This is a genomic window from Microvirga sp. jy35 (assembly GCF_056148915.1).
On record NZ_JBWBEW010000037.1, the window covers coordinates 1 to 15772 of the forward strand.

Annotated in this window: 19 protein-coding genes; 17 read left to right on the forward strand and 2 right to left on the reverse strand. The window is 58.3% G+C overall.

The window, feature by feature from the left end:
* The 3 genes from AC0QTX_RS21170 to AC0QTX_RS21180 form a co-directional block, all read left to right on the forward strand.
* A partial coding sequence (locus tag AC0QTX_RS21170; RefSeq protein WP_474605798.1) for an outer membrane protein occupies nt 1-201 on the forward strand: 201 nt, incomplete at its 5' end.
* Between the two features lie 923 nt (nt 202-1124).
* Nucleotides 1125-1499, forward strand: coding sequence for a tudor domain-containing protein (locus AC0QTX_RS21175; RefSeq protein ID WP_474605799.1), 375 nt, complete (start codon nt 1125-1127; stop codon nt 1497-1499).
* Nucleotides 1500-2481: 982 nt separating this feature from the next.
* Nucleotides 2482-2829, forward strand: coding sequence for an HNH endonuclease (locus AC0QTX_RS21180; protein WP_474605800.1), 348 nt, complete (start codon nt 2482-2484; stop codon nt 2827-2829).
* Nucleotides 2830-2837: 8 nt separating this feature from the next.
* Here the strand turns inward: AC0QTX_RS21180 and AC0QTX_RS21185 are convergent, their stop codons facing one another.
* On the reverse strand, nt 2838-3113 hold the full coding sequence (locus AC0QTX_RS21185) for a hypothetical protein (RefSeq protein WP_474605801.1): 276 nt from the start codon (nt 3111-3113) through the stop codon (nt 2838-2840).
* A 510-nt stretch (nt 3114-3623) separates the two neighbouring features.
* Between AC0QTX_RS21185 and AC0QTX_RS21190 the strand changes: the two genes are divergently transcribed.
* From AC0QTX_RS21190 to AC0QTX_RS21255, 14 genes are all read left to right on the forward strand, one after another.
* Complete coding sequence (locus tag AC0QTX_RS21190; protein ID WP_474605802.1) at nt 3624-4103, forward strand: P27 family phage terminase small subunit; 480 nt, start codon at nt 3624-3626, stop codon at nt 4101-4103.
* The gene (locus tag AC0QTX_RS21195; RefSeq protein ID WP_474605855.1) at nt 4100-5623 is read left to right on the forward strand and encodes a terminase large subunit; all 1524 of its coding nucleotides are present in this window, start codon (nt 4100-4102) and stop codon (nt 5621-5623) included. Before AC0QTX_RS21190 ends, AC0QTX_RS21195 begins: the two co-directional genes overlap by 4 nt.
* Before the next feature lie 14 nt (nt 5624-5637).
* Entirely contained in the window at nt 5638-7599 is a 1962-nt protein-coding gene (locus AC0QTX_RS21200) for a phage major capsid protein (RefSeq protein ID WP_474605803.1), read from the forward strand.
* A 67-nt stretch (nt 7600-7666) separates the two neighbouring features.
* Nucleotides 7667-7954 (forward strand): hypothetical protein, encoded by a 288-nt coding sequence (locus AC0QTX_RS21205; protein ID WP_474605804.1) that lies wholly within the window; start codon nt 7667-7669, stop codon nt 7952-7954.
* A gap of 3 nt (nt 7955-7957) precedes the next feature.
* Entirely contained in the window at nt 7958-9328 is a 1371-nt protein-coding gene (locus tag AC0QTX_RS21210; RefSeq protein ID WP_474605805.1) for a phage portal protein, read from the forward strand.
* Nucleotides 9325-10305: a collagen-like domain-containing protein gene (locus tag AC0QTX_RS21215; protein ID WP_474605806.1), complete on the forward strand. Its 981-nt coding sequence runs from the start codon at nt 9325-9327 to the stop codon at nt 10303-10305. Before AC0QTX_RS21210 ends, AC0QTX_RS21215 begins: the two co-directional genes overlap by 4 nt.
* 1 nt (nt 10306) lies before the next feature.
* Nucleotides 10307-10603 (forward strand): head-tail connector protein, encoded by a 297-nt coding sequence (locus AC0QTX_RS21220; protein WP_474605807.1) that lies wholly within the window; start codon nt 10307-10309, stop codon nt 10601-10603.
* Nucleotides 10604-11433: 830 nt separating this feature from the next.
* Nucleotides 11434-11784: a phage head closure protein gene (locus tag AC0QTX_RS21225; protein WP_474605808.1), complete on the forward strand. Its 351-nt coding sequence runs from the start codon at nt 11434-11436 to the stop codon at nt 11782-11784.
* Nucleotides 11785-11835: 51 nt separating this feature from the next.
* Complete coding sequence (locus tag AC0QTX_RS21230; protein ID WP_474605809.1) at nt 11836-13287, forward strand: GIY-YIG nuclease family protein; 1452 nt, start codon at nt 11836-11838, stop codon at nt 13285-13287.
* 70 nt (nt 13288-13357) lie between these two features.
* Nucleotides 13358-13543: a hypothetical protein gene (locus AC0QTX_RS21235; RefSeq protein WP_474605810.1), complete on the forward strand. Its 186-nt coding sequence runs from the start codon at nt 13358-13360 to the stop codon at nt 13541-13543.
* Between the two features lie 4 nt (nt 13544-13547).
* On the forward strand, nt 13548-13964 hold the full coding sequence (locus AC0QTX_RS21240) for an HK97-gp10 family putative phage morphogenesis protein (RefSeq protein ID WP_474605811.1): 417 nt from the start codon (nt 13548-13550) through the stop codon (nt 13962-13964).
* Nucleotides 13961-14359 carry a DUF3168 domain-containing protein gene (locus AC0QTX_RS21245; protein WP_474605812.1) on the forward strand — a complete coding sequence of 133 codons (399 nt, stop codon included), beginning with the start codon at nt 13961-13963 and terminating at the stop codon, nt 14357-14359. Before AC0QTX_RS21240 ends, AC0QTX_RS21245 begins: the two co-directional genes overlap by 4 nt.
* A gap of 25 nt (nt 14360-14384) precedes the next feature.
* The gene (locus tag AC0QTX_RS21250; RefSeq protein ID WP_474605813.1) at nt 14385-14828 is read left to right on the forward strand and encodes a phage tail tube protein; all 444 of its coding nucleotides are present in this window, start codon (nt 14385-14387) and stop codon (nt 14826-14828) included.
* A complete protein-coding gene (locus AC0QTX_RS21255) occupies nt 14825-15226 on the forward strand; it encodes a gene transfer agent family protein (protein ID WP_474605814.1) in 402 nt (133 codons plus the stop codon). Before AC0QTX_RS21250 ends, AC0QTX_RS21255 begins: the two co-directional genes overlap by 4 nt.
* 142 nt (nt 15227-15368) lie before the next feature.
* Here AC0QTX_RS21255 and AC0QTX_RS21260 read toward each other — a convergent pair whose 3' ends face one another.
* A complete protein-coding gene (locus AC0QTX_RS21260) occupies nt 15369-15755 on the reverse strand; it encodes a hypothetical protein (protein WP_474605815.1) in 387 nt (128 codons plus the stop codon).
* Nucleotides 15756-15772: the final 17 nt, after the last annotated feature.

Below are 15772 nucleotides of genomic sequence, written 5' to 3' on the forward strand. Positions count from 1 at the left end.
GACGACGACACGCTGACCGGCTGGACCCTGGGTGCTGGTATCGAATATGCCTTCACCAACAACCTGACCACCCGTCTGGAGTACCGTTACACCAAGTTTGATGGTGGTGATAACTTCTTCAACAATGTCGCTCTCGGCAGCAACGACATTGAATTCCACACGGTCCGTGCTGGCCTCAGCTACAAGTTCGGATCCTACTAAGGTCCGCCTCCTACAGAGACAGAAGAGGCCCGGGGAAACCCGGGCCTTTTTCGTTACATTCAGAGGTGGAGCCCCGCGGACTCTACAGGCCGCACCTAACTGCGCGCTTTGGTGCAAATAAAGGCGATGGAGCCGCAGTGTCCAGAACCGGCAGAGTGAGTGGATAACGTCGCTTGACTCTTGTCAGGATCGAACCACTACGCTAGAAATAAGTTCTCAAAGCACTCTCGGTGATTTTCACCCGGAGTGCGTTAGCTTTATGACTTCCCGCTGTCGAGCCCTTGCTCCGGCGGGCTTTTTTATGCCCGCTCCATGTCCAAACGCAAGTCCTGCACCCGTGATGATGGTCGTCTCATGATAGAGATCCGTCCTCACGAGTACGTTGAAGAGAGCATTGCGGAACGAATGGGGCTTCTCCGTTAGCTGCAGCAGTCACTCTTAAGTGAGCACGCCAAGGCGAAATAGCCACCGGATCGTCTGGATGACTGTGCTAGGTTCGGCGCTCCGAAGCCTCCCCGGAATGGACCTATGCGCATCCTCACCCTTGTCACCATATTGGCTCTCGGCTTGGCCTCCCAAGCGGCACAAGCTCAAGGGAGGGCAGTAACAGGATCAGGAAAGCCAGCCGAAAAGGTATATAGCGCTGAAGAGAGTGCTGCTATGGGTGCCGCCGTCCGTAAGAAGGACGAAGCCGCGGAGCGCGCTAGAGACGCTCGGTTACGCAAAGCAACGAGAGGCATCTGCACCGGCTGTTGAGACAGGTGGCGGCGGCTCAAAGGGAAGAAGCCGTCGATTGATATTTACTGAAAACATTAAGTATTGAATAAGTTAAGCAACCAAGATGGCAAAACGTGATTGCTCTTTGAACTAGGTATCTATACCCCATATGTTGGCTGCGATAATGCGGCCGCTGTGGGGGCAAAATGAAGAATTCTTATAAGCTCGGGCTCATTGCCCTGGGCCTTATCGCAGGCATCGGGTCGGCTCAAGCGCAGTCGAAAGGCGACTGGGTTCTAGCTCAGTACAAGGGTGGCAACTACTGGTACCCTGGCGTCATCCAAGCTGTATCGGGTGGGAATATCACCGTGGCTTACGACGACGGTGATCGCGAGACTCTCTCTGTCAGTGCTGTAAGACCGTACAACTGGGCTATCGGTGGTCGAGTTGAGTGCAACTTCAAGGGTGCTGGAAAGTGGTATCCTGGAAAGATCGCGTCACTGGGTGGTGAGACCATCGGCATCAACTATGATGACGGCGACCGCGAGACAACTAAGACCGGTCGTTGTCGCTCTCAATGATCCAGTTGCCTGGCGATGGTGATGTGCCTTCGCCAGGCATGACTACCAGATCGTTGCCCTAACCTCTTCGTGTAAGAGAGCATCGCTGGGAGGTTAGGGCTACTGAGGTAGGCTCGGAGGCACGTCCTCTGGGTTGACTGAGACATCCGTCACAGTTTCCAAGACGGTTCCGGCTACAATTGGGGGTGCCCCTAGCGAGATGGTGATGGCGGCAGAGCACGCAGGGCAAGCATAGACCGTGCCGCTCTGGAGAACTCCTGAGCTCTCAATATCGACGCTGTAGCACTTCACGCTCAGTAGTGGCTCTGCGCAGTTTGGGCACTTAGCTGACATGGTACACCCTTCGTCACTTGGTTTGAGTGAATCGCAGGAATGCCAATGGGTCAATCGGGGCCTACTGCCCACGTCCCCAGTTTCGTAAAGCCTCGCGGAGAGGCTGGGGCTGTTGAGGTAAGTCAGCCCTGCTCAGTGTGAGGCCAAGAACAGATATCCCAGCATAGCGCAGGCCGCCAATAGGCCGGCCCACCTCAGAATATGAGCGATGCGGTCGTTGGCTGGGCTCTTGTCTTTCGTGTCCATGCAGGCGTGTTAGCTATCCTGCATCCTTGCAAGCAACTGCGCGAAAGGGTTACAGCCATGTGCATCCTTCGCCGTTTCCTCACTCTGACACTCAGGGAAAATCAGACAGAGCTCCAGCGCTCTGAGCTGCGGCGCAATCAGGTCTACATGCTCCAGTACGACAACTGGCCTACCATGCGCTGGGACCTCAAGCTGGCCTGACGCGGGTAAGCTTAGCCGAGGAAGTAAGTGCCGGCGAGGCTGAGAACCCCGACCGAGGCCAAGGATAAGACGAACCACATAGGGCAGTGGTGGGAGCAATCCTCAGCGTCGAGGCGAGGATCTACTATGTCTTTGCTGGAAGGTCTCATGATGCGGATGCGGGTACTGCCTGAGCGTTTCAGTTTTATGACACGACCCATCATTGAGTGACGCAACCCGAATGTCAAAGCCTCTTGACCAAAGGGCAAGGCAGAAAGAGCACGACACCAATCGCGGCTCAGCCCGCCAGCGAGGCTACAACACCCGCTGGGAGAAAGCCCGCAAGACCTACCTGATGCGCAACCCGCTCTGTGTCATGTGCAAGAAGGACGGAAGAGTAACCCTGGCCACGGTGGTCGATCACATCATTCCCCACAAAGGGGATCAGCAACTGTTCTGGGATATCGAGAACAACTGGCAGGCCTTATGCAAGCCCCATCACGACAGGGACAAGCAAAGGGAAGAGCGAAGCAGGTTCCAAGCAGTCGATGCCGATGGATGGCCAGTCTAAGCAGTCCCCTAGTGATCTCGCGCCGCATCTTTAAACAATCCGGTCAGCGCTGCCAGAAGCGTAGTCCGGGCCTCTTGCCCCTCGGCCAGCATAAGAAAGTCATTGATCCCAAAGCGCTGCTCACTTTGCTGCTCAGCACTCTCCGAATGTGGGTTTTGGTGAATTCGCGTGTGTTCCACCCACAATCCAGAGGCCTCTGTATCGAGGATCAGGTGCCACCATTCGCCTGTATGCCCTCCTGGGTTCTCGGCTCTAAAGGCTAACTCGCGTTTGTAAATGGGCATCCGCTCGCTCCTGATCCGGCGCGGATTGTGGAACTACGTGCAAGCCGACACAAGTAATGGGAAAGGCACTCGCAGAGTGTAGGTTGCAGGTGATGGAGAAGGCAGATGGCCTACATCCCAGTGGAGTGAAGTGCGCGTGGCTGGCGATGAACGGCTCTATTCAACTCCACCGGCAATATGACAATCGGTGCTTGACGGCCCGAGTTGTAGGAGATCGTCTCGAGCGTAAGTGCTGTCTCGCGAGCTTCCTCCTCCGTAATGTACGAGTAAATAGCTCTACCCTGGCACATCACTAGCCAGCGGTCTTCCTGAAGGTGAAAGACTTCGAAACGTTGCATGTTGGTTGCCCCTATGACCAAGGACAGCATACTGAGTCCAGCCCCCACATGCGGCATTCTCCGACGAGGTAAGGGGGGCTCTCGAAAGTATAGAACCTTTCAGTCCCGGACCGGCGCCCATAGTTTTCATTTAGTTTCCGCAAAACTCCGAACCTTTTTAGGATGATGTAACATGGGACGCCCACGGAAGTCCCCAGAGGCTCGCCGCCTTGAGGGCAACCCCGGCAAGCGGCCCATTCCTGAGACGAGCATCGTGGCTGGCGGCTCTGTGGTCGCCCCCGATCATCTGAGCGACGACGCGAAGGCTTGCATCGAGATCATCAAGCGCTCGCTGCCGCCAAAAACCTACGCATCCTGTGACGCCTTCCTGCTCTCGGCCTACGCGAGCGCCTGGTCGGAACACAAGCGCTGCGTAGAGGAGGTGAACAAGCCCGAGTTCAAGCAAGTCGAGGCAGGGTCTCAAGGCCAACCAGTACTGAACCCATGGCTCAAGCACATGAACGAGCAGGCGAGGCTTCTGCTGTCAATCGGCGCCCGCCTGTTCCTCGATCCGGTCGCAAGGGCGGCGCTAAAACTGCCCGAGGAAAAACCGGCCAGCAAGTTCGACGGCCTGATCGGGCAGAACGAGTTATCCGCTTCATCGAAGCATTGAATGTCCCATCTGGCGAAGGCCAAGGCGGGCCGTTCGTCCTTCGGGATTGGCAGAAGGCTTTCATCCGGGATGTTTACGAGCCGCATACACTTCGCAAGGGACAATATCGGCGCCAGGTTCGACGGGCCATCTTCTCGATCGCCCGAAAGAACGGCAAGACAGCGCTGATCGCGGCCCTTGTACTCACCCATCTGGTCGGGCCGGAAGCCATTCAGAACGGCGAAATCTACTCCGCGGCCAATGATCGGGAGCAGGCTGGGCAGGTCTATAAATTCGTCTCGCAGATTGTGAAGGCGGATCCGGAGCTCTCCGCGATGCTCCGGTGCGTGGACTCCACAAAGACGGTTGCCTGCTACGGGAACGGCTCTTTCTACAAGGCCATCTCAGCCGAAGCGGGCACGAAACATGGCCTCTCGCCTAGTCTGGTGATCTTCGATGAGCTGGCTCAAGCGAAAGACCGCGAACTTTATGATGTTCTTGATACTTCGATGGGTGCTCGTGCGGAGCCGCTCTTTGTGACCATCTCGACGCAGAGCAACGACCCGGAGCACATCCTGTCGAAGCTCATTGACGACGGCCTAGGGTCCAAGGATCCGACCATCGTCTGCCATCTCTACGCCGTTCCGGAGGACTGCCCGAACGTCTACGATCCGAACATCTGGAAACTAGCCAATCCGGCCCTTGGAGACTTCCGCGACTTCGATGACTTGAAGGCAATCGCTGAAAAAGCACAGCGAATGCCTGCCGAAGAGCCCAAATTTTTGAATCTCTATCTCAATCAGCGTGTGGCGCCTGTCGCCTCGCTGATCTCCCGGGCCGAATGGATGGCCTGTGTCGGGGAAGCTGAGTTTGAGGACGGCGAAGAAGTCTATCTCGCTCTCGACATGTCGGGCGTCATCGACTTGACCTCACTCGTGATGGGTAGTGCAGGGGACCTCACGCGGCTCAAACCCTTCTTTTGGAAGCCGGCTGATCTCCTGAAGGAGCATAGTAATCGGGACTTCGGCTCTGGTAATCTCCGATATGTCGAGTGGCGCGATGGAGGGTGGCTCGATGTCTCGCCAGGAAGGTCGATTGACCCACAGGTGGTGGCGCTCAAGATCGCAGAACTGTGCCAACGGTACAAAGTCCTTGGTCTCGCGTATGACCGCTGGCGCATCAATGATCTTCTCCGAGAGCTTGATCGCATCGGTCTCCAAGCCTTCCAAGAAGGCGAAAAGGGTGACGGTCTACGCCTCATACCGTGGGGGCAGGGCTATCGTGACATGGCGCCAGCCATCGACGCCCTGGAATTCGCGGTAATCGAACGCAAGCTCGAGCATCCATCCAGTCCGGTACTGAACTGGAACATGGCGAACGCGGTCGCCACGATGGATCCGGCCGGCAATCGCAAGATCGATAAGAACAAAGCCCGTTTCCGCATCGACGGCGCCGTCACGGTGGCGATGCTCTGCGGCCTCAAGTCGAGGGACCGAACGGACGAACGTCCGCCCGAATATCAGATGTTCGTGCTGGGCTGAGAAGGAACCCAAGAATGAACCGCATGTACTCGATCCTGACCGTGAAAGCGGTCGAGGAGGACCAGCGCATTATCCGCGGCGTGGCCACGACACCCAACCCAGACCGGGTAGGGGATATCGTTGAGCCCTTGGGCGTCCAGTTCAAGAACCCGATGCCACTCCTGCATCAACATGACCACGACAAGCCGGTTGGCACTGTCACCTTCGACAGACCCACAAAGGACGGCATCACCTTCGAGGCAAGGCTCCCGATCATCGAACAGGCCGGCCCCCTCCGCGACCGCGTGGAAACCGCATGGGGCGAGATCAAGGCCGGCCTGGTCCGCGCCGTCTCCATCGGCTTCCGCGCTCTGGAATACTCGTTTCTTGATGAAGGCGGCATCCGCTTCAACAAAAGCGAGGTTTTGGAACTATCCCTAGTGTCAGTGCCAGCAAATGCTGACGCGGTGATCTCCACCATCAAGTCGATCGATGCCCCCTTGCTCGCCGCGACCGGCAAAGAGCCCAAGGCAACTGATCGGCCTGTCCGTCCGGGCGCTACCGGAAAAACCGTCAAATCCGTCAACTTGCGCCCGAAGGAGGGCACGACCATGAAAACCATCGCAGAGCAGATCGAGGCGCTTGAGGCCTCACGAAATGCCAAGTCCGCCCGCATGGCTGCTGTCATGCAGAAGTCCATCGACGAAGGCCGCTCCACCGATCAGGCCGAGCAGGAAGAGTTCGACACGCTCGAAGGCGAAGTTGACGCCATCGACGGTGACCTGAAGCGTCTCCGCGCGCTCGAAAAGGCTCAGGCTACGACTGCCCGGCCTGTTGTTCACAGCCAGATCAAGACGGGCGCCGAAGGCGCTGCCGTCCGCTCTGGCGTCGCTTTGCCGAAGCCGCCCCCGGAGAAAGGCATCCGCTTTGCCCGCTATGCAAAATGCTTGGCCATCTCAACAAAGACCCACCAGCCTATCGACCGGGTAGCCGAGGGCATCTACGGCAAGGCCGATCCGGACCTTGTTGACATCGTAAAGGCAGCTGTCTCCGCGATGACATCGGCCAACACCGATGCCCTAATCGGCAACGAAGGGGGCTTCGCTGATTTCGTGGAGTTCCTCCGCCCAATGACGATTGTCGGGCGCTTCGGCACCGGCAATATCCCCAACCTGACCCGTGTACCGTTCCGGGTGCCCCTCATCTCGGAGACCTCTGAGACCGATGCGCAGTGGGTTGGTGAGGGCAAGGGCAAGCCGCTGACCAAGTTCACGGTCGGTCGCAGCGAGATCAATCCGCTGAAGATCGCCACCATTGCGGTGCAGACGATGGAACTCATCCGCGACAGTTCGCCGTCCTCGGACGTGCTTCTGCGGAACTCCCTTGCCAAGGCCATTGCCAAGCGCTCGGACCTGTCCTTCATTGACCCGGCCTCGGCGGCTGTGGCCAATGTCCGGCCTGCCTCGATCCTCAACGGCGTGACGGCCGTCACCGGCGGCGGCGGCTCTGACGCGGATAGCGTTCGCGCCGATGCGCAGGGCATCATCGGCTCCTTCGTCTCGGCCAACAACCCGCTGCAGTCTGGCGTCTGGATCATGTCTGCCACCTACGCTCTGCGGCTCATGATGATGCTGAACCCGCTCGGTCAGCGCGAATTCCCCGGCATCACCATGCAGGGTGGCACGTTCTTCGAGCTCCCCGTCATCGTGTCGAACTACCTGACCGACTACGTGGCGCTCGTGAATGCCGAGGACATCTACTTGGCCGACGAAGGTGGCGTGGACATCGCAATGTCGACGGAAGCCTCGCTCGAGATGGTGGATAATCCGACGCAGGACTCCGGCGCTGCCGATCCGGTCGAGACCACCGTTGTGTCGATGTTCCAGACGAACAGCGTGGCCTTCCGCGCCGAGCGCACCATGAACTGGGCTCGACGCCGTGCAAGCGCAGTCGCTTGGATGGACAACGTGACCTGGGGTGCTCCTGCAGCTCCCTAAAGGCAAAAACTCGTATTGAGACGACCGGTCCCGTCAGCGGGGCCGGTTCCTTTAGGCGGAGATGGCCATGAAGAAATCATCCTATATGACGCGGGCCATGAAAGCCCAAGATCCTCGCTATGCCCGAGTGCTATCCAGGCTCGGATACGAGCGGGCGGATCTTGCCGCTGACGATGCGCCTCCGGCGAAGAAGACCGCGGTCCGTCCGTCGGTGCCCTCGGCCAACAAGGCCGGAACAGGTGATGACATGGCGGCTCTGCGCAAGCAGTACCAAGCCGTCATCGGCAAGAAGCCCTTTGGGGGCTGGGATGCTGAGACACTGAAGGCCAAGATTGCTGAAGCTTCCAAGGCCTAACCCATGCGCCTTCTCGGTCTGAACATCTCCCGCGCAAAGGCGGCGGGCCAGACAGCCGCTACCCCTATCTCGCAGGGGCGCGGGGGCTGGTTCCGCATCCTTGAGGCTTTTGCGGGTGCTTGGCAGCGGAACGTTGAGGTCCGGTATGACGACGTGCTGTCGAACCATGCCGATTTCGCCTGTCGTACCCTTATAGCTTCGGACATCTCCAAGCTCCGGATCAAGCTCGTCAAGAAGGACGAGAACGATATCTGGACGGAGACGACCAACTCGGCCTATTCGCCTGTCCTTCGCAAGCCGAACCACTTCCAGAACCGGATCCAGTTCATGGAGAGCTGGGTCCTGTCCAAGCTCCAGCGCGGCAACGCCGTAATCCTGAAGCAGCGGGACGGACGCGGCGTGGTACAACGCCTGTATGTGCTGGATTGGGCCCTCGTCACGCCTCTCGTGGCAGATGACGGCAGCGTGTTCTATCAACTCAACACCGACAATTTGGTAGGGCTCCCGCAGTCGGTGACGGTGCCTGCCCGTGAGATCATCCACGACCGCTTCAATTGCTTCTACCACCCGCTAATTGGCCTCTCCCCGATCTTTGCCGGCGGGCTTGCTGCCATGCACGGGCTTGCGATCCAGAATGACAGTACGACGTTCTTCCAGAACGGTGCTCAGCCAGGCGGTATCTTGACAGCTCCGGGCTCAATCAGCGACGAGACTGCCAAGCGCCTCAAGGAACACTGGGATACCAACTTCGCTGGGAAGAACTCCGGCAAGGTGGCTGTTCTTGGCGATGGGTTGAAGTATGAGGCCATGAAGGCCAAGGCTGTCGACGCTCAGCTCATAGAGCAGCTTAAATGGTCCGCCGAGGTCGTCTGCTCGACCTACCACGTCCCGCCTTATAAGATAGGTGTCGGCACGATGCCGGCCAATAACAACGTCGAAGCGCTCAATATTGAATACTACTCACAGTGTCTCCAGGTCCTTATCGAGTCGATTGAGCTCTGCCTCGATGAAGGTCTGGGCATGGGCGAGAACATCGGCACCGAATTCGACGTCGATAATCTGCTCCGGATGGACACGACGGCGCTGATCAATGCCGAGAAGGAAGCCGTGGGTGCAGGCATCAAGGCGCCGAACGAAGCTCGGAAGCGGCTCAATCTTGGTCCGAAGGCAGGCGGGAACAGCCCCTATCTTCAGCAGCAGAACTATAGCCTTGAGGCGCTCGCCAAACGTGATGCTCAGGCTGATCCGTTTGGAGGTGCGCCCACTGCGCCGCGCGAGGGCTCTGAGGTAGACGATGCTGCGCGACAGCAGGCAGAGCAGCGCGCCTTCTTCGCTGAGGCCGCATTGTCATTTCAGAAGGGTCTCGCGGCATGATTGACGCCAAGGCTTTCGGCCAAGAGCTTGCCGAAATCTTGAAGGGGCAGATGGCGCCGATCCTCGCCCGGATGGAAGCGCTCGAGAAACGGTTTGACGAGTTGCCAGCCCCAAAGAATGGCAAGGACGCCGATCTTGGCGAGGTCCGAGAGATAATCGCTGCCGAGGTAAAAGGGCTTAAGACGGCCATAGAGGGCATCAAGGTGCCTGACCTGCCGGACGTCACCGCTATTGTGGCGGAGGAGGTCGGGAAGGCCGTCGCAGGTCTTCCGGCCCCGCAGGACGGCAAGAGCGTCACTATCGAGGATGTCTTGCCCCGGATCGCTTCCGAAGTGGAGAAGCGCGTCAGTGAGCTTCCCAGACCAAAGGATGGCGAGCCGGGTAGGGATGGTGAGAGTATCGATCCTGCTGCAGTGCAGCGGATGGTATCCGAGGCCGTCGAGAAAGCCGCATCCTCCATCCCCATGCCAAAGGACGGCAAGGATGGCGTTGATGGGAAAGACGGCATCGGCCTGGCTGGTGCGATCATTGACCGGGCCGGCGAGCTCGTCGTAACCCTGACTAACGGCGAAACGCGAAGCCTTGGGCCCGTGATCGGCAAGGATGGCGCACCTGGTGAAAAGGGCATCGACGGCAAGGACGGGCGCGACGGCTTCGGCTTCGAGGATATCGATCTGCTCGACACCGATGAGGGCGTGGTCTTGCGCTTCATGCGTGCCGACGAGGTGAAGGACTTCCGCCTCCCCATCATCGTGGATCGCGGCGTCTACAAGGATGGCCAGACCTACAGGCCTGGTGACGGCGTGACCTGGGGCGGATCGTTCTGGATCTGCCAGGAAGAGACAGCTGACAAGCCCGATAGCGGCAAGGGTTTCCGCCTTGCTGTGAAGAAGGGCAGGGACGGCCGCGACGGCGTGATGAAGGAAGCAAAGCCGAAGGGGCCTGTGCGAGTCGGCGTGCCAGGGAAGGTGGTCTGATATGGCCCTGATCACAATTGAACAGGCGAAGCAGCAGCTGCGCATCGATCACACGGATGAAGACGCTGACCTGACCATGAAGATGGAGCAGGCGAGCGCCATCATTTTGGACTACCTGAAGAAGCCCGATCACGGATGGACCGTGCAGACGGTTCCGAAGACCGTGCAGGCGGCCATCTTACTGGTGCTGACCGCACTCTATGAAGATCGCGACGGAAGCGGAGACGGAGACTATCTGGCTGCTGGTGGGCCAGTAGCACGACTTCTAAGTCGCCACCGGGATCCTGCAATCGCCTAGGCGCGAGAGTAAGCGACGGTGCGCTCTGGCCAAGTGCTGTCTTGGGTTTCTTGGCCAGAGCGCATGCGATGTCGGTTGCAACACCGCACTTACCCGGGCTGATATGCAACGCACCCGGTGAGAGCATAATGACCGAGGCTGGTAAACTTTTGGTGTTTGGAGTGGGGCGCCCCAGCCGAGCGAAACACGCTCGAAATCTCAGCTGGGGCGCTGGTGGCTTCCTTACGGTCAAAAGTAAACCACGAGTAAGAGGATAGACCGTTCTACACGTCTCTCAACGTCTCAGAAGGCGAGGGATGCATTCCCGGAAAATCCGATCTGGCATGCGGGTTAGCCAAGAATGATAACGCCCCGGCTGAGGCGATCGGGTTCAGGGATCCTCAGCCGGGGCGTCTGCGCTCTTGGGGGGCAACAGCGCAAGGCCGAATAACGCTCACCAACCGTGGCCATATTATGGACGCCTGAGATATGCCCACAGCATCGTCGTCAACAGCGCTACGCATCTGGGTCTCGAGTGATCGACATTCTAATCATGGTCTGAGCATCTGGATTTCTGACTGGAGCAACGATGGGAGCTTTCCCGAGGGTGATCAAGGCAACGACAGTGAAGAGAAAATGAAGCTTTGATGGGGACACGAAAGCACCTGGTTACGCAAGAACAGGCGCGGTTTTTGGGCCCAGATCCTAAATCAAACCTTGCTGCTGAAACGAAAATTTCGTGGTCTTCGGATGGAACCAATAGCGCCGATTTTCACGCCGAAGTGCCGTGAATGATTGTCCCCATCTTTATCCACAATGCGGCCTCTGAGGTCGTAAAACAGGGTTAACGAATGCCTTCATCGGGACAGCTTCGCGACCGAGTGACCTTTCAGCGCCGCGTCGAGACGCCGGATGACCCCTATGGCAACCCCACGTCTGGCGGTTGGCAAGACCAGTTCACCGTTGCCGCCAACATCCGGCCGGCCCGAGGCCGGGAAGAGGTACTCGCTCAGCGCCTGCAGGGCGTGCGGCCGGTCGAGATCGAGGTCCGCTGGTCGTCTCAGACCGTGCAGGTTCAACCTGAATGGCGCTGCGTAAATGCGAGAAAGCCGACTGAGATCTATAACATTCACGACATCCGCGACCCTGACGGCAAGCGGGCGTGGAACATCCTGACCTGTACCTTGGGAGGAGCAAACTGAGGATCTACTGAGATCTGTTGCAGCTGGTCAAATGAACTGCCAATATGCCTTATGATGACGCGCAGAGATTACTTCCGTGAACTTGATATTGGTTTTGAGGGTATCCTCACCCGAGCAGATGCCGCACCTCTCATAAAGCGCCTCGATCAAACTTGGTATGTGTACATCTTGTGGCGCATGGATCAGGCAGTTCCTGTTCCTTTCTATGTAGGCAAGGGCAGGAATAGCCGAGTATTGCATCACGAGCTTGATAGTGAGATCCATAAGAATCCAATCAAGTTGCGTATCATTGCGAAACATCGCCGCTTAGGTCTCTCGCTCGGGTATTCATTTGACGCAACGGATCTGAATGAGGACGAAGCCTTTGAAATCGAACGTGACCTGATTGCGAAGATCGGGCGGCGCGACCGTGAGCTTGGCCCGCTTACCAATCTGACGGATGGCGGCGACGGCACCTCTGGCCATACGGGCTTACGCGGGGAAGCTAACCCAACGGCAAAAGCAGTTGTTGCCGCTGGAGTTCGATACGGATGGCTCGGCGCGGCAGCCAAAGCTCTGGGCGCTCACAGTAGCGTCATAGCGCATCGCATAAAGAACGGGTGGCCCGGCTATTATTATGAAGCGGAAGGTCAGCGCCCGGCGAGAGTTAAGCTTCTTGAGCGCTACCGCCGCCCTGTGATTGTCGAGGGAACTGAGTTTCCCTCTCTAAGTGAAGCAGGCCGCGCAACGGGCATGGATGTTCGCATGATCCATAGCCGCATCGCCGCAGGGTGGGAGGGCTACTTTTACATTGACGAGGGCCAGAGAAAGCGAAAGCAGAAAGGCATCCGATCAGACTCAACAGCGATCATCATCAACGGCCAGCGTTACGCGACAACCACTATAGCGGCCCGCAAGTTGGGCGTTTCCGTCAGCATGGTAGACAAGAGAGCAGAGAGTTCCAATTACCCAGATTGGAAGTATGCCGATGGCGGTCCGAAAAAACAGAGACAAGCCCCGCCGAGAGTGCCCGAAAAAGTTATAGTAGGTGAACAGGTCTTTGAGTCTATAGGTGCTGCAGCCTCGACCTTTGGGCTAACCAGGGGTGGCGTTGTTTATCGCTGCGTCAGTTCAAACTATCCAGAGTGGCGCTTTGCAGATCCCGAGAGACAGAGCGAACTTGCTGGAAATGCCGCCTTTTCATCTTTGCGCAAGAGCGTCACCGTGGCTGGCAGAGTGTATGGGAGTCAGAGTGAAGCTGCTCAGGCCAACGGCATCGATATAAACACGCTAAAGAAAAGGTGCATGAGCCCCGCCTTCCCAGAGTATGAATCGTTGGATCCCGCCTTAGCGAAACGTGCGCCAAAAGATGGCAGGCCTTCGCTTCTCAATGTGAGAATTGATGGCGTAGCGTACAGATCGATAAATGCTGCAAGTAAAGCGACACAAATACCTAGGCACATTATTCGCGGTCGGTGCTCAGACCCTAGTTGGCCTTCGTACCAAGTCGGGGCAGGCGAATAATATCGCAGGTTCTCTACATGGAAGTTCACTAGGCCCGCCCCGCGGGCCTGTTTTACGCCTGGAGGTCAACATGGCACAGAAAGTAAAGTTCACGAAGCCGTACACCTACCGCATCGACGGTCAGCGCCAAGTCGCATACGAGGGCGGCAAAGAATACCGCATCCCCGAAGCCCACTATGAGGCCGCGAAGGTAGCGGGCGTGATCGAGGATGTGGCCGAGGTGTCCGCGGAGGCTGAGAGCAAGACAAAGGGCTGACCTGATGGCCGTAGAAGGCATCGCGGCCGTACGGGCAAAGCTCCGCGCATTGCCCGAGGCAGCCAAGGACGAAATCCGAAAGGTTCTCGCCGAGAATGCGGAGGAGATCGTCAATATGGCTCGCCGTCTCGCCCCATATGAGGACGGCGATCTGAAGGCCTCTATCGGGTGGACCTTCGGATCTGCCCCCAAGGGCTCCATGGTCCTTGCTGAGGCAGAGTCTAGCGATGCTGATTTACGAGTGATCGTGTTCGCCGGGAGTAACCGTGCATTCTACGCCAGATGGCAGGAGCACGGGACCGCAAACATGGCAGCTAACCCCTTTTTCTTTGTGTCCTACAGGGCGCTGAGGCGGCGAGTTCGGTCGCGCCTGACGAGAGCCACGCGCAAAGCAGCCCGCAAGATAGCAGGAAGCAAATGAGCGATCCGGCCCTCGCACTCCAAGGCGCGATCATTGATGCGATCAAGGACTTGGCTACTGAAGCAGGCGAGAACGTCTTCGATACGGTCCCAAGCCGGAACCCTTTCCCCCGCGTCACCGTAGGGGAGGGCCAGACCACTCCGGTCGATGCTGATTGCTATGATGGAAGTGAGAGCACCATCGAGGTCAGCGTCTGGTCGCGGGAGGTGGGGTTTCCGCAGGCCAAACGGATTGCCTCCGCAGTCAGAACACGGCTCCACAATGGAGAACTAATCCTCAGCGGTCATACGCTGGAGATCCTGAAGGTGGAGAACACCTTCTATGAGCGCGACCGAGATGGCCTAACCAGCCGGGCGCGTATCCAAATCCGAGCTGTGACACAGCCTTCGGACTAACCAAAGCTCACATCGGAGAACTGCCATGGCTCGCCCAACTACTCTGCGCGGCTCGAAGCTGCTCATCATGATCGGTGACGGTGCCGATCCCGAAGTCTTCGCTGCTCCCTGCGCCCTGAACACGAAGTCATTCAACCGCTCGGCCTCCACGAACGACTTCAACGTTGCCGACTGTAGCGATCCCGACCAACCTGTGTGGACAGAGAGAGCCAAGGGCGCCCTGTCGTCGGGGATCAGCGGATCCGGCACGCTGGCCAAGGAAAGCATCGACACCTGGGAAGAGTTCTTTGAGGACGTGGACTCGCGCAACGTCCGCGTCGTGATCGACTATGCTGTCGGACCGCGCACCTATCAGGGCCGGTATCATCTGACCACATTCAACATCACCGGCGATCAAGACGGCCTGATCCAGTACGAGATTGAGCTCACCTCAGACGGCCCGGTTAATGTGGTGCCGGTGACCCCGTGAGTGCTGACGCATCGTTTGAACAGGTCTGGGCGGGAGACGAGCGCGTCTTCCGGCTGGGCATTGGCGAGCTGCTCGCGCTGGAAGAGAAACTCGACTGCGGTTGTGCTGCGGTCCTGAACCGGATCGGCAGCGGCGAATGGCGCATTGCCGACCTGAAGGAGCCTATCCGGCTCGGCCTGATGGGTGGCGGTACGGATGCCAAGCGGGCGAAGACCCTCGTTGAGGAAAATGTCGTCCCCGGGCGGTTGCTCGATGCGGCTGTCCTGGCACGAGCCATCCTCCTGAAGGCTCTGGTAGGCGACACCCGCGAGACAGTGGGAAAAGACGACGCGGCGACGGAAGCGCCGGGGCAGAACGCCTCTCCGCCGCCGCCCTCTATGGAACAGGCGCAGTCTTAGGCTTCACGCCAGCGCAGGTTCGCGAGATGACCCTCTGGGAGTTCGCGGCAGCGGTGGACGGGTGGAATGCCTCGCAAGGGGGCGAAGAACCCATTGAAGCTCCAACGGCAGAAGAATATTACGACCTCGTGGCGCGGCTCGGTTAGAGACGCTTCAATTTGGTTCTATCGCCTCTAATCGACGTTAGCCCTGCCTCATGTCGAGCCAGTAGGGCGGCGGTGAACTCAAGTTCGCTCAGGGCTTTCCCGTTCAATTGGATGCTGGCGAGTCTGAACTCTCCATCTCCCAGATCGAACCGGCAGGTGGCGGCCTGCTTAATAGGCACTCCAGCCGCGCTCTTAGTCTGGAAGACGAGTATAGCCTCGTTCCTATCCACGAAGCCGCTCTCGCGCTCATATGACGCCGGAGCCCGCATAAGGCTTTTGACGCTCACTTCGCAGGCTGTGACTGCTGGATCGTCTGAGGATCCGAACAGATTGCAGCCCGCGAGGCCGAATACGACCGTGGCCGTGGCCACTTTCCCCCACATCGAGTTTCTCCAATGGC